General features: G+C 72.5%; 22 protein-coding genes and 1 riboswitch. Of the genes, 16 read left to right on the top strand and 6 right to left on the bottom strand.

The genetic code is table 11. The annotated features are described in order from the left end of the window. The first annotated feature begins 4 nt into the window (after positions 1-4). A complete protein-coding gene (locus N5875_RS33130; RefSeq protein ID WP_338497882.1) occupies positions 5-1,012 on the top strand; it encodes an ABC transporter permease in 1,008 nt (335 codons plus the stop codon). A gap of 132 nt (positions 1,013-1,144) precedes the next feature. Here the strand turns inward: N5875_RS33130 and N5875_RS33125 are convergent, their stop codons facing one another. Beyond that, a complete protein-coding gene (locus tag N5875_RS33125) occupies positions 1,145-1,423 on the bottom strand; it encodes a type II toxin-antitoxin system Phd/YefM family antitoxin (RefSeq protein ID WP_318206574.1) in 279 nt (92 codons plus the stop codon). A gap of 43 nt (positions 1,424-1,466) precedes the next feature. Here N5875_RS33125 and N5875_RS33120 point away from each other — a divergent pair, with 43 nt between their 5' ends. The 3 genes from N5875_RS33120 (at position 1,467) to N5875_RS33110 (ending at position 3,419) form a co-directional block, all read left to right on the top strand. Then, positions 1,467-2,105, top strand: a complete 639-nt coding sequence (locus N5875_RS33120) for an ATP-dependent Clp protease proteolytic subunit (RefSeq protein ID WP_338497880.1) — start codon at positions 1,467-1,469, stop codon at positions 2,103-2,105. A gap of 7 nt (positions 2,106-2,112) precedes the next feature. Further along, complete coding sequence (locus tag N5875_RS33115; RefSeq protein ID WP_338497878.1) at positions 2,113-2,418, top strand: hypothetical protein; 306 nt, start codon at positions 2,113-2,115, stop codon at positions 2,416-2,418. A 314-nt stretch (positions 2,419-2,732) separates the two neighbouring features. After that, a riboswitch (cyclic di-AMP (ydaO/yuaA leader) is annotated at positions 2,733-2,939 on the top strand. 3 nt (positions 2,940-2,942) lie between these two features. After that, on the top strand, positions 2,943-3,419 hold the full coding sequence (locus N5875_RS33110) for a C40 family peptidase (protein ID WP_318206577.1): 477 nt from the start codon (positions 2,943-2,945) through the stop codon (positions 3,417-3,419). Between the two features lie 72 nt (positions 3,420-3,491). Here N5875_RS33110 and N5875_RS33105 read toward each other — a convergent pair whose 3' ends face one another. Next, positions 3,492-3,929, bottom strand: coding sequence for an ATP-binding protein (locus N5875_RS33105; RefSeq protein WP_318206578.1), 438 nt, complete (start codon positions 3,927-3,929; stop codon positions 3,492-3,494). A gap of 157 nt (positions 3,930-4,086) precedes the next feature. After that, the gene (locus N5875_RS33100; protein WP_338497877.1) at positions 4,087-5,268 is read right to left on the bottom strand and encodes an 8-amino-7-oxononanoate synthase; all 1,182 of its coding nucleotides are present in this window, start codon (positions 5,266-5,268) and stop codon (positions 4,087-4,089) included. A gap of 143 nt (positions 5,269-5,411) precedes the next feature. Between N5875_RS33100 and bioB the strand changes: the two genes are divergently transcribed. The 11 genes from bioB (at position 5,412) to mug (ending at position 15,975) form a co-directional block, all read left to right on the top strand. Then, positions 5,412-6,680: a biotin synthase BioB gene (bioB, locus tag N5875_RS33095; protein ID WP_338497875.1), complete on the top strand. Its 1,269-nt coding sequence runs from the start codon at positions 5,412-5,414 to the stop codon at positions 6,678-6,680. A 65-nt stretch (positions 6,681-6,745) separates the two neighbouring features. After that, positions 6,746-7,966 (top strand): adenosylmethionine--8-amino-7-oxononanoate transaminase, encoded by a 1,221-nt coding sequence (locus tag N5875_RS33090; protein ID WP_338499332.1) that lies wholly within the window; start codon positions 6,746-6,748, stop codon positions 7,964-7,966. Between the two features lie 29 nt (positions 7,967-7,995). Next, positions 7,996-8,730, top strand: a complete 735-nt coding sequence (gene bioD / locus N5875_RS33085; RefSeq protein ID WP_338497873.1) for a dethiobiotin synthase — start codon at positions 7,996-7,998, stop codon at positions 8,728-8,730. A gap of 97 nt (positions 8,731-8,827) precedes the next feature. Next, positions 8,828-9,172, top strand: a complete 345-nt coding sequence (locus N5875_RS33080; RefSeq protein ID WP_318206583.1) for a VOC family protein — start codon at positions 8,828-8,830, stop codon at positions 9,170-9,172. 10 nt (positions 9,173-9,182) lie between these two features. Continuing rightward, complete coding sequence (locus tag N5875_RS33075) at positions 9,183-9,848, top strand: class I SAM-dependent methyltransferase (protein ID WP_338497872.1); 666 nt, start codon at positions 9,183-9,185, stop codon at positions 9,846-9,848. A gap of 64 nt (positions 9,849-9,912) precedes the next feature. Then, positions 9,913-10,338 (top strand): GNAT family N-acetyltransferase, encoded by a 426-nt coding sequence (locus N5875_RS33070; RefSeq protein ID WP_338497870.1) that lies wholly within the window; start codon positions 9,913-9,915, stop codon positions 10,336-10,338. A gap of 209 nt (positions 10,339-10,547) precedes the next feature. Next, a complete protein-coding gene (locus tag N5875_RS33065) occupies positions 10,548-11,912 on the top strand; it encodes a hemolysin family protein (RefSeq protein ID WP_338497869.1) in 1,365 nt (454 codons plus the stop codon). Continuing rightward, positions 11,909-12,928 (top strand): hemolysin family protein, encoded by a 1,020-nt coding sequence (locus N5875_RS33060; protein ID WP_318206587.1) that lies wholly within the window; start codon positions 11,909-11,911, stop codon positions 12,926-12,928. The genes N5875_RS33065 and N5875_RS33060 overlap by 4 nt, the downstream gene beginning before the upstream one ends. A 153-nt stretch (positions 12,929-13,081) precedes the next feature. After that, on the top strand, positions 13,082-13,864 hold the full coding sequence (locus N5875_RS33055; protein WP_338497867.1) for an SGNH/GDSL hydrolase family protein: 783 nt from the start codon (positions 13,082-13,084) through the stop codon (positions 13,862-13,864). Between the two features lie 108 nt (positions 13,865-13,972). Further along, positions 13,973-15,415, top strand: a complete 1,443-nt coding sequence (gene purB, locus N5875_RS33050) for an adenylosuccinate lyase (RefSeq protein ID WP_338497865.1) — start codon at positions 13,973-13,975, stop codon at positions 15,413-15,415. 62 nt (positions 15,416-15,477) lie between these two features. Beyond that, positions 15,478-15,975, top strand: a complete 498-nt coding sequence (gene mug, locus N5875_RS33045) for a G/U mismatch-specific DNA glycosylase (protein WP_318206589.1) — start codon at positions 15,478-15,480, stop codon at positions 15,973-15,975. Between the two features lie 61 nt (positions 15,976-16,036). On the opposite strand, the gene N5875_RS33040 is transcribed toward mug, so the two are convergent. Then, on the bottom strand, positions 16,037-16,447 hold the full coding sequence (locus N5875_RS33040) for a hypothetical protein (protein ID WP_338497863.1): 411 nt from the start codon (positions 16,445-16,447) through the stop codon (positions 16,037-16,039). A 162-nt stretch (positions 16,448-16,609) separates the two neighbouring features. On the opposite strand from N5875_RS33040, the gene N5875_RS33035 reads away from it, so the two are divergent. Beyond that, positions 16,610-17,767 (top strand): ROK family transcriptional regulator, encoded by a 1,158-nt coding sequence (locus N5875_RS33035; protein WP_318206591.1) that lies wholly within the window; start codon positions 16,610-16,612, stop codon positions 17,765-17,767. 66 nt (positions 17,768-17,833) lie between these two features. Here N5875_RS33035 and N5875_RS33030 read toward each other — a convergent pair whose 3' ends face one another. Next, a complete protein-coding gene (locus tag N5875_RS33030; RefSeq protein WP_318206592.1) occupies positions 17,834-18,574 on the bottom strand; it encodes a GntR family transcriptional regulator in 741 nt (246 codons plus the stop codon). A 245-nt stretch (positions 18,575-18,819) separates the two neighbouring features. Next, positions 18,820-19,704: an RNA polymerase sigma-70 factor gene (locus tag N5875_RS33025; RefSeq protein WP_338499331.1), complete on the bottom strand. Its 885-nt coding sequence runs from the start codon at positions 19,702-19,704 to the stop codon at positions 18,820-18,822. Between the last annotated feature and the right edge of the window lie 32 nt (positions 19,705-19,736).

Below are 19,736 nucleotides of genomic sequence, written 5' to 3'. Positions count from 1 at the left end.
CACCATGTCCGCCAACGCCACCGCCGTCGGCGCGGGGCGCAGGGCCATCGCGGTGATGGTGCTGATCCCCGTCGTCGTCGCCCTGACCCTCTGGGCCTTCGCATGGCCCGCGGCCCGGACCGCCCCCCGCGACCTGCCGATCGGCGTCGCGGGCCCCGCCACGGCGGTCACCGCCCTGGAGCAGGACCTCGCCCGGCACGAGGGGGCCTTCGAGGTTCACCGCTACGAGGACGGGGCCGCGGCCCGCGCCGCGATAGAGGACCGCCATGTATACGGAGCGGTGGTCGTGAGCCCCGGCGGCACGGAACTCCTGACCGCCTCGGCGGCGAGCCCCGTGGTGGCCGGACTGCTCCGGGAGGCCCTCACCGCACAGGCCCCGGAGGGCACGAAGATCCCGGTCACGGATGTCGTCGCCGCCCCGGCGGGCGACCCGCGCGGGGCCGTACTCGCCTCCAGCCTGCTTCCGCTCGCCCTGGCCGGAGCGGCGGCCGGGGCCGTCACGACCCTTCTCGGCCTGCGCGGCGGACGCGCGGCCGGCGCGCTCGTCGGCGCCGCGGCGCTCGCGGGCGCCGTCGGCGCGGCCCTCGCCCACAGCTGGCTCGGTGCGCTCGGCGGGAACTGGTGGGCCGAGGCCGGGGTCCTGGGCCTCACCGTCCTGGCGATCGGGTCGACGTTCGCGGGGCTCGCGGCGCTCGTCGGAAAGCCGGGCCTGGGACTCGGGGCGCTGCTGATGATCCTCCTCGGCAACCCGTTCTCGGGAGTGTCGAGCGCACCGGAACTCCTGCCGAGCGCCGTGGGCACCCTCGGCCAGTGGCTGCCGCCGGGCGCCGCCGGCTCGGCCCTCCGGTCCGTCTCCTCCTTCGACGGCGCGGCGGCGGGCGGACCGCTGCTCATCCTCGCCCTCTGGGCGGCGGCGGGTCTCACGGCGACCCTGATCGGGGCCCGGAGGCGCACCGGCCCCACGGTTCCGGAGCCCGCGGCGGCGGCCCCGGTTCCGGCGCGCGCGGGCTGATCCCGGGCGACGGAGCCCGTACGCACGCAAAGACGGCCGCGTGCCCCCGCTGTAGCGGACAGGGGCACGCGGCTCTTCCGTATGCGTTCGTGGGGGCGATGGGGGCGGCGGGCGGGTCCGCCGGACCGGCCCCTAGGAGACGCCGGGCTCGCGGTGGTGGGCGGCGATGCCGAAGCGGCGCTGTTCGCCGGTAGCGGAGTCCAGGGAGCGGAGGCCGGAGACGGAGCTGATCACCTGCTCGTCGGCGGGCTTCTCGGCGGCCTCGAGTTCCTCCAGGTCAGCGGCGGAGACCAGGGCGACGAGCGGCTTCCCGTGGCGGGTGACGACGACGCGCTCACCGCCGTACACGACGCGGTTGATCAGGTCGGCGAGCTCGGCTCGCGCTTGCGTCACCGGGATCTCGTAGGTCATGCTCCCCATCTTACGGGCTGTACATCCTGTACATTTTTTACAGATGGAGGTACCTGCCATGGATGCTCGTCACGTCCTGCCCGAGTTCACGGAGCGCACCAGCTACGGAACCCGGACCCTCGACCCGTACTCGAAGCTCCTCGCGTCCCGGATCGTCTTCCTCGGGACGCCGATCGACGAGACGTCGGCCAACGACGTCATCGCCCAACTCCTGTATCTGGACCACGCGGGCCCCGAACAGGACATCTCGCTCTACATCAACTCCCCCGGCGGCTCGATCAGCGCCATGACCGCGATCTACGACACGCTGCGCTCGCTCCACTGCGACGTGGAGACCACCTGCCTGGGTCAGGCCGTCTCCACCGCCGCCGTGCTGCTCGCCGCCGGAACACCGGGCAAGCGCATGACGCTGCCGGGCGCCCGGATCACGCTCCGTCAGCCCGCCATGGACGAGCCGCTCCAGGGCCAGCCGAGCGACCTCGACATCCACGCCCGCGAACTGCTCCGCCTCCGCGCGCTGATGGCGGGGATGCTCGCCGCGCACACGGGACAGGACCGGGAGCGGGTCGACGCCGACCTCGACCGCCTCACGGTCCTGGACGCGCCGACGGCGGTCGCGTACGGCCTGGTGGACCACGTGATCACGAACCGGCGCGCGGGCGCCGGCGGCACGGCGGGGTGAGCCGGCCGTGGTTCCCGAGCTGCCGCCGCTGCCCGCCCTGACCCGCGCCGAGAGTGAACTCGTCGACGCCTACCTCGAAGTCGTCGACCTGCTCGGGAAGATCAATCCATCCAGGGGAACGCATACCTATGGCGCACTGCGCGCGGCGCAGGCCCTGGTGGGACGGACGGAGGCCCTCCTCCAAGCCCTGACGCTCATGCATATGCGGGGCGAGACCGAGGTGCACGCGGACACATTGGCGCGCGCCCTCAGGGTGTTGGACGGGGAGCGCCGGGCCGACCGCGTCACTGTCCCGCGCACTCGGGCGAGTTGACATTTCCGCGTGTCGTGTCGACCTCCGGACGGCCGACGCGCACCGCAGAATCGCTCCCCCGTTCGGCGTAGCCGACGCGTCGACATATGTGCCGGGGAAGTTGCGCAACAGGTGTACGCATTTGGCGGAATGGGGCGTTCCGCCGCTGGTGCGAGGCTCGTTGGCCAAACCTCCGAAGATCACAAAGGCTGTCTGTCCACCCGTATGGATCAGTCGTGAGGAGCCTCACATATCGCCGTTTCAGCTCGGATTTCGACCTGTGTGTGGGTCAAGATCCCTGTCGACGACAAGCCCCCGCCACCGCGGCGGGGCGGTCCGGGCGGACGCCGAGTCCTGCCGCTGTCCCGGACGTCTGGTCGACAGGATTGGATCGGCAGGAGTGGAGGACCCGATTTTTACGGGACGTACGCGCTGTTCCGGCAGCGAGGCCGTCCCTTGGGGTGAAGCCGCGTCAGCGGCCGGGCATCTTCGCCAGCCCGAACCCGACAGGTCATCCTTCGCAGGCGGCTGACGAAGGGTTGCGCATGACTGCGCAGATGCACGTCCCGTCCCTGCTGTCCCGGGCCGGAGCCGTCTCGGCTCTCACCCTCGCCGCCGTCGGCGGCACGCTGTTCGCACCCGGTGCGGCAACGGAGGCCCAGGCAGCCACCACGCACGCGAACAAGGCACTGAGCGTCGCCGCGTCCAAGAAGGGAGCTCCGTACCGGTACGGGAGCATCGGGCCCTCGAGGTTCGACTGCTCCGGTCTGACGCTCTACGCGTACAAGAAGGCGGGCAAGTCGCTGCCCCGCACCGCGCAGCAGCAGTACAACAAGACCCGGCACATCTCCGCCTCCACCAGGCAGAAGGGGGACCTGGTCTTCTTCCACTCCGGCGGGAGGGTGTACCACGTGGGCATCTACGCCGGCAGCGGCAAGATCTGGCACTCACCCAAGACGGGTTCGTGGGTGAAGCTCGACAAGATCTGGTCGTCGAAGGTCTACTACGGCCGCGTCCGCTGATCAGGCGGCGGTAGCGGTCGGTTCATGAGGGGTGCGGTGGCGCCGCCGTACCCCTGACCGACACGACACCCTCTAACAGCCGACTACCGGGGCCACGGTCCACGGAAGAGTGATCCAGACCGTCTTGCCGCCGTCCTCGGTCGGCGTGACCGACAGACGCCCACCCGCCTCCGCGGCCAGGACGCGGATGATGACCATGCCGCGGCCGTTGTCCTGCTGGACCGCCGCCGGGAGGCGGCGCGGTCGGCGCGGATGGCTGTCGGTGACGCCGACGTGGAGCCGCTCCTCGCGCTCCAGGCGGACGTCGACCGTGAAGGTGGGCGACTGGCCGAGGGTGTGCAGGACGGCGTTGGTGGCCAGTTCGGAGACGATCAGCCGGATCGAGTCCGCGACCTCCGCGCCCTCGTCCAGGCCCCAGCCCGTGAGGACGTCCGCGACGTACCGCCGGGCCGTGGGGACCGAGGCGGGATCGCTCGGCAGCGTGACGGATGCTTCCTGGTGATCTGCCATGGCGACGCTGTCCCTTTCCCACCGGGACGACCGCCCCGGATTGCGCTTCGCGTCAGAGTGCCACCGATCGTGCCGCGCCGTGCGGCGTTCCACTGAGATATGTCCCCATCTGTCGCCCGAAGCGGTGAACTCTGCTGCCCGGGAACGCTCTTGGGCCCTATCCGGCGTCGGGCGCGGTACGCAGGATCGTCCGTACCGCGCGCTCGATCTGCGCGTCCGTCAGATCGGCGCGAGCCGTGAGCCGCAGCCGCGAGATGCCGTCGGGAACGGACGGCGGCCGGAAGCAGCCGACCGCGAGGCCCTGTTCACGGCAGTCCGCCGCCCAGGCGAGCGCCGCCTCCGGCGAGGGCGCGCGCACCGAGACGACGGCCGCGTCGGGCCGGGCGGCCGTGAGGCCGGCCTCGGTGAGCAGCCGGTACAGCGTGGTCGCGACGGTGCGGGCCCGCTCGGCGAGGCCCGGTTCGGCCCTGATCAGACGCAGGCTCGCGAGCGCGCCGCCCGCGGCCGCCGGGGCGAGACCGGTGTCGAAGATGAAGGTGCGGGCCGCGTTCACCAGGTGCTCGATCACCCGGGCCGGGCCGAGGACGGCACCGCCCTGACTGCCGAGGGACTTGGAGAGGGTCAAGGTGGCGACGACATCCTCGTCGCCCGCCAGTCCGGCCTCGTGGAGGGCGCCCCGGCCGCCTTCGCCGAGGACGCCGAAGCCATGGGCGTCGTCCACCACGAGTCCGGCGCCGTGCGCGCGGCAGGCCTCGGCGAGCTCCGGCAGCGGGGCCTTGTCGCCGTCGACGGAGAAGACGGAGTCGCTGACGACCAGGGCCCGCCGCCCGGGATGCGCGCCGAGGGTCTTGCGTACGGCCTCGGGTTCGGTGTGCGGCACGACGGCCGTCTCGGCGCGGGCCAGGCGGCAGCCGTCCACGATCGAGGCGTGGTTGGAGGCGTCGGAGACGATCAGGGAGTCCCGGCCGCCGAGCGCGGTGAGCGCGGCCAGGTTGGCGGTGTAGCCGGAGGAGAAGACGAGGGCCGCCTCGAATCCGCAGAACTCGGCGAGCTCGCGCTCCAGCCGGGTGTGCAGCCGGGTGGTGCCGGTGACGAGCCGCGAGCCGGTGGAGCCCGCGCCCCAGCGCCTCGCCGCGTCGGCCGCCGCCTCGGTGACCTCCAGGCGGCGGGTCAGGCCCAGGTAGTCGTTGCTCGCCAGGTCGAGCAGGTCCGACTCGGCGGCCCGCGGCCGCAGCGTACGGACGAGACCGGCGTCCGCCCGGCGGCGCGCCTCGGCGTCGGTCCAGTCGAACGCGGTACGGCGGGGGCCCGCGGCCCGCGCGTCGTCGGCCTGTGGCATTCGGCGATCCTTTTGTAGGCAGCGCACAGACCCTAACCGGAGGATGCCGAGGTCGGGATGTGGTCATCCACACACCTCTATCGGGGGCGTTTGTTCGGATCCTCCTTGGCCCGGGGGTGGGCGGTAGGCGAGGATCAGCGCTTATGGACCTGCTGAACACGCTGGTGGAGAAGGGGCTGCGGCGCGAGCTGCCGACCCGTGAAGAAGCGCTCGCCGTCCTGGCGACCTCCGACGACGAACTGCTCGATGTGGTGGCGGCGGCCGGCAAGGTGCGCCGTCAGTGGTTCGGGCGGCGGGTGAAGCTCAACTACCTGGTGAACCTGAAGTCGGGCCTGTGCCCCGAGGACTGCTCGTACTGCTCGCAGCGGCTCGGCTCCAAGGCCGAGATCCTGAAGTACACCTGGCTGAAGCCGGAGGAGGCCTCCCAGGCCGCCGCCGCGGGTGTCGCGGGCGGGGCCAAGCGGGTCTGTCTGGTGGCGAGCGGCCGCGGTCCGACGGACCGGGACGTCGAGCGGGTCGGCAGGACCATCGAGGCCATCAAGGAGCAGAACGAGGGCGTCGAGGTGTGCGCCTGCCTGGGTCTGCTCTCCGACGGCCAGGCGGAGCGGCTGCGGGAGTCCGGCGCCGACGCCTACAACCACAACCTGAACACGTCCGAGGCGACGTACGGCGGGATCACCAAGACCCACACCTACGCGGACCGGGTGGACACGGTCCAGAAGGCGCACGCCGCCGGTCTGTCCGCCTGCTCGGGTCTGATCGCGGGCATGGGCGAGACCGACGAGGACCTCGTCGACGTCGTCTACGCGCTGCGCGAGCTCGACTCCGACTCGGTGCCGGTCAACTTCCTCATCCCCTTCGAGGGGACGCCGCTCGCCAAGGAGTGGAACCTGACCCCGCAGCGCTGCCTGCGGATCCTGGCGATGGTGCGGTTCGTCTGCCCCGACGTCGAGGTGCGGATCGCGGGCGGCCGTGAGGTGCATCTGCGCTCGATGCAGCCGCTCGCGCTGAACATCGCGAACTCGATCTTCCTCGGCGACTACCTGACGAGCGAGGGCCAGGCCGGCCAGGCCGACCTGGACATGATCGCGGACGCGGGCTTCGAGGTGGAGGGCGCGGGCACGACGACGCTGCCGAAGCACCGCGCGGACGCGCTCGCCGCGGCGGGCGGCGGCTGCGGTTCCCAGTCCTCGGCGGGCTGCGGCTCGCACGACGCGGCGGAGGGCGCGGGCTGCGGCTCGCACGCCGAGGCCGGTGGCGGCTGCGGTCCCTGCGGGGGCCACGCGGCCCCGGAGCCCACCGAGGCCGCCGAGCCCGCGGAGCCCACGGAGGCCGCCGCGAACCAGGCCCGGACCGACCTGGTCGCCGTGCGCCGCCGGGGCGCCGGCACGGACCTCGCGCCGAACGCGTAACGGCCGTGCGCAACGACGAACTGCTCGCCCTCGACCGGGCGCACGTCTGGCATCCGTACGGCCCCATGCCGGGCCGTACGGATCCGCTGGTCGTCGAGTCCGCGTCCGGCGTACGCCTCCGGCTCGCCGAACCCGCCGAGGGCCAGGCCGAGTTGATCGACGGCATGTCCTCCTGGTGGTCCGCGGTCCACGGCTACAACCACCCCGTGCTCAACGAGGCGGTGAGCGGCCAGCTGGGCCGGATGAGCCACGTCATGTTCGGCGGTCTCACCCACGAACCGGCCGTCCGGCTCGCCGCCCGGCTCGTCGAGATCACCCCCGAGCCGCTGCGGCACGTCTTCCTCAGCGACTCGGGGTCCGTCTCCGTCGAGGTCGCGGTCAAGATGTGCCTGCAGTACTGGCGTTCGCTCAGCCGCCCCGAGAAGCAGCGCCTGTTCACCTGGCGGGGCGGCTACCACGGGGACACCTGGCAGCCGATGTCCGTGTGCGACCCCGACGGCGGGATGCACGAACTGTGGACGGGGGTACTCCAGCCGCAGGTGTTCGTGGACGCCCCGCCGGCCGCGTACGAGGAGTCGTACGCCGAACTCCTGCGGACCGAGATCGGGAAGCACGCGCACGAGCTGGCAGCCGTCATCGTGGAGCCCGTGGTGCAGGGCGCGGGCGGGATGCGCTTCCACGACCCGGAGTACCTGCGGGTGCTGCGCGAGGCCTGCGACGCGCACGACGTGCTGCTCGTGTTCGACGAGATCGCCACCGGATTCGGACGTACGGGGACGCTGTTCGCCGCCGATCAGGTGGGCGTCTCCCCCGATGTGATGTGCCTGGGCAAGGCCCTGACGGGCGGCTATCTGTCGATGGCGGCGACGCTCTGCACGAGCCGGGTCGCCGACGGAATCTCGCGGGGCGAGGTCCCGGTCCTGGCGCACGGGCCGACCTTCATGGGCAACCCGCTGGCCTCCGCGGTGGCCCTCGCCTCCATCGACCTGCTGCTCTCGCAGGACTGGCGGGTCGAGGTCAAGCGCATCGAGACGGGACTGCGGGAGGGTCTCGCCCCCGCCGCCGAGCTCCCGGGCGTTCGCGACGTGCGGGTGCTCGGCGCCATCGGCGTCGTCCAGCTCGACCACCCGGTCGACATGGCGGCGGCGACGCGCGCCGCGGTCCGGGCGGGCGTGTGGGTACGCCCGTTCCGCGACCTGATCTACACGATGCCGCCGTACGTGACGGGTGACGAGGACCTGGCCCGGATCTGCGCCGCGGTATGCGCGGCGGCGGCCGCGGGCTGACCCGAAGAACGGGAAGAACGGGAAGAACAGTGGGAATCATCGTCGTCAGCGGTACCGGGACCGAGATCGGCAAGACCGTCGTGACCGCGGCGGTGGCCGCCGTCGCCACGGCCGCCGGCCGGTCCGTCGCCGTGCTCAAGCCCGCCCAGACCGGCGTCGGGCCGGACGAGCGCGGGGACGCCGACGAGGTCGTCCGGCTCTCCGGCGCCGTCAGCTCCGCCGAGCTGGGCCGGTTCCCGGAGCCGCTTGCCCCGGGGACGGCCGCCCGGCGGGCCGGGATGGCACCCGTCGGTCCCGCCGAGGTCGCCGAGGCCGCTCGGAAGCTCGCCGCCGAGCACGACCTGGTCCTGGTGGAGGGCGCGGGCGGGCTGCTCGTCCGCTTCGACGAGGAGGGCGGCACCCTCGCGGACGCGGCGGCGCTGCTCGGCGCGCCGGTCCTCGTGGTGGTCCCGGCCGGTCTGGGGACGCTCAACTCCACGAGCCTGACGGCGGAGGCGCTGCGGGCGCGCGGGATCGCGCAGCTGGGCGTGGTGATCGGCGGCTGGCCGGACGCGCCGGACCTGGCGATGCGCTGCAACCTGGCGGACCTGCCGCGGGAGGCGGGCGCGCCGCTCCTCGGGGCCGTACCGGAGGGGTCGGGTTCGCTCGACCCGGCGGAGTTCCGGGCGGCGGCGGGCGGCTGGCTGGCTCCCGCGCTCGGCGGCACGTGGGACGCGGAGGCGTTCCGGGAGCGGTTCACGGAGCCGTACGCGGGAGCTTCGTGAGGCACGGGGTGAGGCACGACGCGGGGGTCTCGCAGCGAGGCACGCGAAGGGTCTCGTAGCGAGGGACGCGCGTGCCCTCACTCCGTAGGCTGGAGGCATGCGCGCTCACGTTCAGGAGATCGTCTTCGACTGTGCCGATCCGGCCGCTCTGGTCCGGTTCTGGGCAGGGCTCCTCGGCGGTACTCCGGTCGACCGGAGTACCGACTGGTCGTACGTGGACCCGCCGGATTTCGTCCGGCTCGCCTTCCAGCAGGTGCCGGAGGGCAAGGCCGTGAAGAACCGCGTCCATCTCGACCTGGAGGTCGAGGACCCGGTCCTGGCCGCCGACGCGGCACTGCCCGCGGGCGCGTCCCGGGTCGGCGGCCTCGTGACGGACGAGCAGGGTGCGTTCCAGGTCATGCGGGACCCGGAGGGCAACGAGTTCTGCTTCGTGACGGGCTGAGGAGGATCCGATGACACCGCCGAACGCTCCGTCCCCCGCCTCACCCCGCGTCCACCACCCGCTGTTCGCCCGTTTCTACGCCCGCTTCAGCGTGTCCGCCGACACCAAGGGCGGACTCGCCGAACTGCGGACGGAACTGCTCGCCGGGCTGTCCGGCCGGGTGATCGAGATCGGGGCGGGCAACGGGCTGAACTTCTCGCACTACCCGGCCGGCGTCACCGAGGTGGTGGCCCTCGAACCGGAGGCCCGGCTCCGGCGGCTGGCCCAGGAGGCGGCACCGCGGGCCCCGGTCCCGGTGACGGTGCTGCCCGACACGGCCGAGGCGCTGCCGATGGAGGACGGCTCCTTCGACGTGGGTGTCGCCTCGCTCGTCCTTTGTACGGTACGGAACCTCCCGCAGTCCCTCGCCGAGCTGCACCGGGTGCTGCGCCCCGGCGCCGAGCTGCGGTTCTTCGAGCACGGTGTGGCCGACACACCCGGCCTCGCGCGCGTACAGCGGGGTCTCGACCGGACGGTCTGGCCGCTGCTCTTCGGCGGCTGCCACACCTCCCGCGCCCCGCTCGCGGCGATCGAGGCGGCCGGCTTCACCCTGGGCCCGTACCGCTCGTTCGACGTGCCGGAGAAGGGGCCGCGGCTGCCCTCCTCGCCCTGTGTCCTGGGCGCGGCCCGGCGGTAGGGGCGCCGTCCCACGGAACGGAAATCCTGGCGACGGCGCGGCCGCGCGTGATCGGATCCGGTACATGATCGATATGCAGATACGTGCCGCCACGCCCGACGACGCCGAGGCCGTGCTGGCCTTCTGGAAGGAGTCCGCCGAGGGGACCTCCATCTCGGACGACGTGCACGGGGTGACCCGGCTCGTCGAACGCGACCCCGAGGCGCTCCTCCTGGCGGTCGCCGGCGACCGGATCGTCGGCTCGGTGATCGCCGGCTGGGACGGCTGGCGCGCCTCCCTCTACCGCCTCGCGGTCCTGCCCCCGTACCGTCGCCGGGGGATCTCCACCGCGCTGCTGCGCGCGGCCGAGGAACGGTTCGTCGCGCTCGGCGGTCGGCGGGTGGACGCCATGGTCCTGGAGGCGAACGAGACGGGACAGCGGCTGTGGACGGCGGCCGGGTACGGGCGCGAGGACCACTGGCGCCGCTGGGTGAAGCCGCTCACGCACTGATCCGCGGGCGTCTCGCCGGGAGCCGTCACCCGGCCGTTTTGCCGGTCCTTTACCATGGTCTCTCATCCAGACGACCCGACGACCGAAAGGTGTGAGCGTCCGCCCATGGGCGAGCCTCCCAGTAGCACTGCTTCCGACAGCACATGCTTCGACGAACGACATCGAGCGATCCCTCTCCCCCTGACTGATCATGGGACGGAGGTGAACCGATGACCGAAGTGCTTCTGCTCCTCCTGGCGCTCCTCCTCTCCGTCCTGTGCGGAGCGTTCGTCGCGGCCGAGTTCTCGCTGACGACGGTCGAGCGGCGCGAGCTCGAGGACGCCGCGGAGCGCGGCGAGCGCGGCGCGGCGGGAGCGCTCAAGGCCGTCAGGTCGCTGACCTTCCAGCTCTCCGGCGCCCAGCTCGGCATCACCGTCACCAACCTGGTCGTCGGCATGCTGTCCGAGCCGTCGATCTCCAAGCTGATCCGGGGTCCTCTCGAGGACCTCGGCCTCTCCGCCGCGGTCGCCTCGTCCGTGGCGCTGGTCCTGGGCACCGCCCTGTCGACCGTCGTCCTGATGGTGGTCGGCGAGCTGGTCCCCAAGAACTGGGCGATCTCCTCGCCCCTCGCGGTCGCGAAGGTGGTCGCCACCCCGCAGCGGATCTTCACCGCCGCCTTCAAGCCGCTGATCAGCCACCTCAACAACACCGCGAACCGGATCCTGCGCCGTCTCGGCATGGAGCCGACCGAGGAACTCGCGTCGGCGCGCTCCCCGCAGGAGCTGGTGGCGCTCGCCCGGCACTCCGCGAAGGAGGGCGCCCTGGAGGCGGACACGGCCGAGCTGTTCGTCCGTACCCTCAACCTGGCGGAGCTCACCGCGGAGAACGTGATGACGCCCCGCGTGCAGGTCACCGCGCTCGACGTGCAGGCCACCGCCGAGGACGTCGCCAACGCGACCCGGGCCACCGGCCTCTCCCGCTTCCCCGTCTACCGGGGCAGCCTCGACGCGGTCGTCGGCATCGCGCACATCAAGGACGTCCTGGCCATACCGGCCGAGGAGCGGCGCCACCGCCGGATCGGCGAGCTGCTGCGCGAGCCGCTGCTCGTCCCCGAGACCCTGACCGTGGACCGGCTCCTCGACCGGCTGTCCGGGAAGCAGACGATGGCCGTGGTCATCGACGAGTACGGCGGTACCGCCGGGGTCGCCACCCTGGAGGACATCGTCGAGGAGGTCGTCGGCGAGGTGCGCGACGAGCACGACCCGCACGAGACGCCGGACCTGGCGCGGGCGGGCGAGGACGCGGAGGGGCGTACGCTCTGGTCCGCCGACGGCGCCGCCCGTACCGACCAGGTCGAGGTGATCGGCCTCCGGGTGCCGGACGGCCCGTACGAGACGCTCGCGGGCTTCGTCGCCCATGAGCTGGGCCGTATCCCGGCCGTCGGCGACAGCGTGGAGCTGGACGGCTGGCGGCTCGACGTGGTGGACGCCTCGGGCCGCCGCGCCGCGCGCGTGCTGCTGCACGCCCCCGCGTCGTACGAGCAGCACGGAGAGCACGGAGAGCACCGGGACGAGACCGGGGAGGCCGGCCGATGACCGTCATCCAGTTGTTGATCGGTCTGCTGACCCTGGTCGTCAACGCCTTCTTCGTCGGCGCCGAGTTCGCCCTGATCTCGGTGCGCCGCAGCCAGATCGAGCCGCTGGCCGAGGACGGGAACCGGCGGGCGCGCAGCGTCATCTGGGGTCTCGAACACGTCTCCGCGCTGCTCGCCGCGGCGCAGCTCGGCATCACGCTCTGCACCCTGGTGCTCGGCATCGTCGCCGAGCCCGCCATCGCGCACCTGCTCGAACCGGTCTTCGACGCGGTGGGCGTGCCGCACGGCCTGGTCCACCCGATCTCGTTCGTGATCGCGCTGAGCGTGGCCACGTATCTGCACATGCTGCTGGGCGAGATGGTGCCGAAGAACATCGCGCTGGCCGAGCCGACGCGTACGGCGCTGCTGCTCGGCCCGCCGCTCGTGACGTTCGCGCGGGCGCTGCGGCCCGTGATCTTCGCGATCAACGCCTTCGCCAACGCGCTGCTCAAGCTGTTGCGGGTGGAGACCAAGGACGAGGTCTCGGCGACGTTCTCGGACGACGAGCTGGCCCGGATGGTCACCGACGCCGGTGACGCGGGGCTTCTCGACGACCGGGCCGCGGAGCGGCTGCACGACGCCCTGGAGCTGGGCCGCCGTCCCGTACGGGATGTCGTGATGCCGGCGGAGAAGGTCGTGTACGCGCAGCTGGGCACCACCGCTGAGGAGCTGGAGGCGCTGTCGGCGCGGACGGGCTACTCGCGCTTCCCGGTGGTCGACGAGAAGCGCAGGATCCTGGGCTATCTGCACGTCAAGGACGCCCTGGACGTCTCGCCGCGCGACGAGCCGTTCCCGGTGTCCGCGCTGCGGCCGGTCGCCCGGGTCCGGGCGGCCACACCGCTGGACGACGTGCTGACGGCGATGCGCCGCAGCCGGACGCATCTGGCGGCGGTGCTCGACGAGGACGACGAGCCGGCCGGCCTCGTGACGATGGAGGACGTGCTGCGGGAGCTGGTGGGCCGCCCGGCGGCGCCGTAGCACCGCGTGAACGGCATCGCGCCGTGGCACCACGTGAACAGCGCGAGAGCCGTAGCGCCGGCTGAAGGCACCGAGAGGCCCCGGGATGTCCCGGGGCCTCTCGACTCGGGCGGACGGCACGCCGCGCATACCGCGCGGTATGATCTCTCCGCCATGGAGATCAATGCCACGTACAACAGTTTCGTCGCCCTGGGCGACAGCTTCACCGAGGGGATGTCGGACCGGAAGCCCGACGGTTCCTACCGGGGCTGGGCCGATGTCCTCGCGGACCGGCTGGCCGCCCGCACCCCCGACTTCCGGTACGCCAACCTCGCCGTACGCGGCAAGCTCATCGGCCAGATCGTCGAGGAACAGGTCGAGACGGCCGCCGCGATGAAGGCGGACGTCGTGACGCTCGTCGGCGGGCTCAACGACACCCTGCGGCCCAAGGTCGACATGGGGCGGGTGCGCGGACTGCTCACCGAAGCCGTCGAACGGCTCGCCCCCTCCTGCGGGCAGCTGGTCCTGATGCGCAGCCCCGGCCGGAACGGGCCGGTCCTGGAGCGCTTCCGCCCCCGGATGGAGGAGCTGTTCGCACACGTCGACGAACTCGCCGCCCGGCACGGGGCGCTGGTCGTCGACCTGTACAGCGCCCCCTCGCTCGCCGACCCCCGGCTGTGGGACGTGGACCGGCTCCACCTCACCGCCGACGGGCACCGGCGGGTCGCCGAGGCCGTGTGGCAGACGCTGGGCCTGGCACCCGAGGAGGACTGGCGGACACCGCCGCCCCCGACCCCGCTGCCGCGCTGGGCGAGCCGCCGGGTGGCGGACGCCCGGTTCGCCAGGGAGCACCTGGGACCGTGGATCGGGCGGCGCCTCACCGGCCGCTCCTCGGGCGACGGCCGCGCGCCCAAGCGCCCGGAGCTGCTGCCGTACGAGCCGCCGACGAAGCCGTAGCCCTTCGGGGCACCTTTCGGGAGCGGCGGCCGTGAGCTGCGTCTCGTAGCAAACTCCAGGTCGGACGGTGGCGCTGGCCTGCAGAAATCGCCAGTAAACTCTGTCCACGTGACTGCTGTGACTGCGAAGCCCCGCATCCCCAACGTTCTGGCCGGCCGCTACGCCTCCGCGGAGCTCGCCGTCCTCTGGTCCCCCGAGCAGAAGGTGAAGCTGGAGCGTCAGCTCTGGCTCGCCGTGCTGCGTGCGCAGAAGGACCTCGGGATCGAGGTTCCGGACGCCGCCCTCGCCGACTACGAGCGCGTGCTCGACCAGGTCGACCTCGGCTCCATCGCCGAGCGCGAGAAGGTCACCCGGCACGACGTGAAGGCCCGGATCGAGGAGTTCAACGCCCTCGCCGGCCACGAGCACGTCCACAAGGGCATGACCTCGCGCGACCTCACCGAGAACGTCGAGCAGCTGCAGATCCGGCTCTCCCTGGAGCTGATGCGGGACCGTACGGTCGCCGTCCTCGGCCGCCTCGGCAAGCTCTCCGCCGAGTACGCGGAGCTGGTCATGGCGGGCCGCTCGCACAACGTCGCCGCCCAGGCGACCACCCTCGGCAAGCGGTTCGCGACGGCGGCGGACGAGCTGCTCGTGGCCTACGCCCGCCTGGAGGAGCTGCTCGGCCGCTACCCGCTGCGCGGCATCAAGGGCCCGGTCGGCACCGCACAGGACATGCTGGACCTGCTCGGCGGCGACGCCGGCAAGCTGGCCGACCTGGAGCAGCGGATCGCCGGGCACCTCGGCTTCGCCCACGCCTTCACCTCGGTCGGCCAGGTCTACCCGCGCTCGCTCGACTACGACGTGGTCACCTCGCTGGTGCAGCTGGCCGCCGCGCCGTCGTCGATCGCCAAGACGATCCGCCTGATGGCCGGCCACGAGCTGGTCACCGAGGGCTTCAAGCCCGGCCAGGTCGGCTCCTCGGCGATGCCGCACAAGATGAACACCCGCTCCTGCGAGCGTGTCAACGGCCTGATGGTCATCCTGCGCGGTTACGCCTCGATGACCGGCGAGCTGGCGGGCGACCAGTGGAACGAGGGCGACGTCTCCTGCTCGGTGGTCCGCCGGGTCGCGCTGCCCGACGCGTTCTTCGCGCTCGACGGTCTCCTGGAGACCTTCCTCACCGTGCTCGACGAGTTCGGTGCCTTCCCGGCCGTCGTCGCCCGCGAGCTCGACCGCTACCTGCCCTTCCTGGCGACCACCAAGGTCCTCATGGGCGCCGTGCGCGCCGGGGTCGGCCGTGAGGTCGCCCACGAGGCCATCAAGGAGAACGCCGTCGCCTCCGCCCTCGCCATGCGCGAGCAGGGCACCGTGCAGAACGAGCTCCTCGACAAGCTGGCCGACGACGAGCGCATCCCGCTGGACCGGGCGCAGCTCGACGAGCTGATGGCGGACAAGCTGTCCTTCACCGGCGCCGCCGCCGACCAGGTGGCGTCCGTGGTCTCCCGTATCGAGGAGATCCTCAAGCAGCACCCGGAGGCCGCCGCCTACGCCCCCGGGGCGATCCTCTGACCGGGAGCCCCCGGTTCACCCAGGCAGAGCTGGAGGCCGCTCGTGACCGCGTCGTTCCCGACGTGGTGGCGGGCGGCCTCTCGGTGTTGTTCTGCGGGATCAACCCGGGTCTCATGACGGCCGCGACGGGTCATCATTTCGCCCGTCCCGGCAACCGCTTCTGGCCGGTGCTCCACCTGTCCGGGTTCACGCCGAGGCAGCTGCGGCCGGACGAGCAGGAGGAGCTCCTGACGTACGGCCTCGGGATCACCAACGTCGTGGCGCGGGCGACCGCGCGGGCCGACGAGCTGACCCGGGAGGAGTACCGGGAGGGCGGGCGGGTCCTGACCGCGAAGGTGGAGCGGCTCGCGCCCCGCTGGCTCGCGGTCGTCGGTGTCACCGCGTACCGCACGGCGTTCGGCGAGCCGAAGGCCGCCATCGGGCCGCAGGAACGCATGATCGGATCCACCCGGATCTGGGCGCTGCCCAACCCGAGCGGCCTCAACGCGCACTGGACGGCGGCGACGATGGCCGCGGAGTACGCCCGCCTCCGGGAGGCCGCCGAGGGGCCCGGCGCGTGAGGATGACCGCCCGTGGAGCCCGCCCGTGGAGCGGGTCGGGGCCCGGCGTTCCGGACGGCCGTCACGTCGGCGGGTCGACCGTGGTGAGCACGGCGAGCAGCTGGAACGGCAGCTCCTTGTCCCACTGGGAGACGCCGAGTCCGATCCACAGCCCGTCGGCCCGCCACAGGCGCAGGTCCGGGGTGTGACAGCTGAGGGTGGACCAGGGCTCGGGTATCGACTCGCCCTCCATGCTCCGCTCCAGGACGGGCCCGAGGTCGAGCTCCCGGGGCTCACCCCAGCGCGCGGTGAGCAGGGCGCCGAGCCCGTCCCGTTCCGCTTCGTACTGGTCCTCGACGATCGGCCGGCGCGTGCCGTCGTCCTCCCAGAAGTCCTCGCTGGTCGCGAGCTCCGCCAGGTGGTGGTCCGGGCCGCCGTCGAATCCCCGGGCCCTGAGTAAGTCGATCGCCGCCAGATGGTCTGCCGTGGTCATGACTCCAGTAAAGCCTCCACCACTGACAGTTGGCGTCGCGTCAGAATCCGAGGGGCCGGTGAGCCAGGGGTGAATCCAAAGCGTCATGGGGGCGGCACTCGCCGCGACCGGGCCCATTGAGTACCATCCGCCGAAGAGGTGCACGAGCTGGGAGGACACACTGTGGGGCGGCTGACCGGCGGGGATCCGTCTCTGCTGCGGCGGATCAACTCCGCGGTGGTACTCCATGCGCTGCGCGGCGCCGGCGCGCCGACGCTCACCGACCTGACCCGGATCACGGGCCTCTCGCGGCCCACGGTCGAGGGGGTCGTCGAGGGGCTCATGGAGGGCGGTCTCGTCGTCGAGGCGGCGCCCGAGGAGGGCGAGGCCCGGCGGCAGGGCCGTCCCGCGCGGAGGTTCCGCTTCCGCGCCGAGGCCGGTCATCTGCTCGGCATCGAGATCGGCCCGCACCGGGTGGCCGCGCTGCTCTCCGGTCTGGACGGGCGGATCATCGGCGCCGGGTCGCGCGAGGTGTCGGAGACGGCCCCCGAGGACGAGCGCCTGGACCGGGTGCGTACGGTCGTGGCCGATGTGCTGCGCAGGGCCGGGGTCGCCCGGTCCAATCTGCGGGCCGTCGGCGTCGGCACCCCCGGCATCGTGGAGGCCGACGGCACCGTCCGCCTCGGGACGGCCCTGCCGGGCTGGACGGGTCTCGCGCTCGGCGAGCGGCTGCGGCGCTCCTTCAAGTGCCCCGTCATCGTGGAGAACGACGCGAACGCGGCGGCCGTCGCCGAGCACTGGAAGGGTGCCGCGACCGACTCCGACGACATCGTCTTCGTCCTCGCCGGGCTGAGTCCGGGCGCCGGTTCGCTGATCGGCGGCCGGCTGCACCGCGGTTTCGGCGGGGCGGCCGGGGAGATCGGTGCCCTGCACCTGCTCGGCCGGGGCGTCACCCCCGAGCATCTGCTGTCGACGACGGACGAGCCGCTGCACCCGCTGGACGAGCAGGCCGTCGCCGAGGTCTTCGCGCTGGCCCGCAAGGGCGACGCGCGCGCGGAGGCGGCGGTGGAGCGGTTCATCCAGCGCCTCGTGCACGACGTGGCGGCGCTGGTCCTCGCGATCGACCCCGAGCTGGTGGTCGTCGGCGGCTGGGCGGCCGGCCTGGACGGCGTACTCCAGCCGCTGCGGGAGGAGCTGGCCCGGTTCTGTCTGCGACCGCCGCGGGTGGTGCTGTCGCTGCTCGGCGAGGCCGCGGTGGGGACGGGGGCGCTGCGGCTCGCCCTCGATCATGTCGAGGAGCAGCTCTTCGCGGTCGACGGCACGGTGACGGCCCGCCGCTAGAGGATCCTCGCGACGGGCCGGCGGCCGGTGTGCGGTGTTCGGTGTTCGGTGTTCGTGGGAGGGGCGCTACGAGGCCATGACCAGGTCGACCGAGTCGCCGAAGGTGAGGCGGCAGGTGTCGGCGCGGTAGGTGGCCACGGAGACCGCGGCGGTACGCCCTCCGGACAGGTAGCGGGTCGTCACGACGAGCACGGGCGCGCCCGGCAGCCGGTCGAGCTCCTTGGCGTCGTCGGCGCGGGCGGATCCGAGCTCCACGGAGCGGTCCTGGCCGTCGAGGGCGAGGTGCTGGAGTTCGCGGAGCACCGCGCGGGCGCGGGCTGTTCCGGCGGGGGCGTCGATGGCGCTGAGGCCCGGGACGGAGCCGGCCGGCACGTAGAGCAGCTCGGCGGCGACGGGCTGGCCCTGGCTGGCGCGGATGCGGCGGACGATGTGCACCCGCTCGTCGACGCCGCTGTCCAGGACGCGGGCGACGGCGGCCGGGGCCACGTCGGTGGCGCAGTCCAGGGACTGCCAGGCCTCGTCACCGACGCCCGGCCAGGTGTGCTGGGTGGTGGAGACGTCGACGCCGACGCGCGGCGGAGCGACGGTGGTGCCGACGCCGCGACGGCGCTGCAGCCGGCCTTCGAGCTCCAGCTGCTCCAGGGCCTGGCGGAGCGTGGCACGGGCGACGCCGAAGCGTGCCGCGAGTTCGCGCTCGTTGGGGAGGATCTCCCCGACCGTGAAGTCCGAGTCGAGTGCTTCACCGATGACTGTCTTGAGGTGCTGGTACTTCGGTTCCGGCACCGATGCCAGCTGCGTGGTCCCCACCCTGATCCTCCGCAATTCGCCGTGTCCCGCGGCGTTTTTCCGCGCCCTTGTTTATTAAAGGTTCCTGCACTAACTCTGCGACCATAAGGCGAGCCCACCCCTTGGTCAAGACCAATCCTCCGTCGAACGTCCCCGAATGTGACCCTCTGACCTAGATCGTTCACAGGACGTTCGCGCCCCCGTGTGCCCCGCGCAGCACAACACCCCGCCTCCCTGGTGGGAGACGGGGTGGAGAGCCGGGCGGGTCAGAGATCGGCGAGGCCCTGCAGCTTGTCGGGGTTGCGGATGATGTAGACGCACTGGACGCGCCCGTCGAGCACCTCGATCTGGAAGACGGCTTCCGGCTTTCCGTCGACGAGGGCCAGCAGGGCGGGGCCGCCGTTGAGTTCGAGGAGACGGATCTCGAAGATCTCGCCCGCGCCCCGACTCGTGGCGTGGAGGAAGCGGCCGACCTTGTCGGCGCCCTCGATGATCCGCAGCGGGGCCTTGGACTTGCCACCGCTGTCGCCGACGAGCCGTACGTCGGGGGCGAGCAGGGCGAGGAGATCACCGAGGTCGCCGCCCGCCGCCGCGGCGAGGAAGCGTTCGGTGAGGTCCCGGCGCTCGGTCGGGTCGACGTCGTAGCGCGGCTTGCCCTCGTCGACGTGATGCCGGGCGCGCCCCGCGAGCTGGCGAACGGCCGCCTCGGAGCGGTCCAGGGCGGTGGCGATCTCGGCGTACGGGAAGCCGAAGGCCTCGCGCAGCACGAAGACGGCCCGCTCCAGCGGGGAGAGGGATTCGAGGACGACGAGGACGGCGAGCGAGACGGAGTCGGCGAGCAGGGCACGCTCGGCCGTGTCGGGCGCGATCGGTCCGAAGTCGGTGACGACGGGCTCGGGCAGCCACGGGCCGACGTAGGACTCGCGGCGTGCCTGGGCCTGCCGCAGCCGGTCGATGGCGAGCCGCGTCGTGATCCGTACGAGGAAGGCCCGGGGTTCACGAACCTCGGCCCGGTCCTCGGCGGCCCAGCGCAGCCAGGCCTCCTGGACGACGTCCTCGGCGTCGGCGGCACGGCCGAGCATCCGGTAGGCGACGCCGAGGAGCATCGGGCGGTACTCCTCGAAGTGCTCGGTCAGGGTGTCGGTCGGAATATCGGTGGGCACCCGTCCATCCCAGCCCACCG

Origin of the sequence: Streptomyces sp. SJL17-4, assembly GCF_036826855.1 — a bacterium.
Taxonomy (GTDB): Bacteria; Actinomycetota; Actinomycetes; order Streptomycetales; family Streptomycetaceae; genus Streptomyces.
The sequence above is the reverse complement of the archived record's forward strand: the minus strand, read 5'-3'. Positions and strand labels throughout refer to the sequence as shown.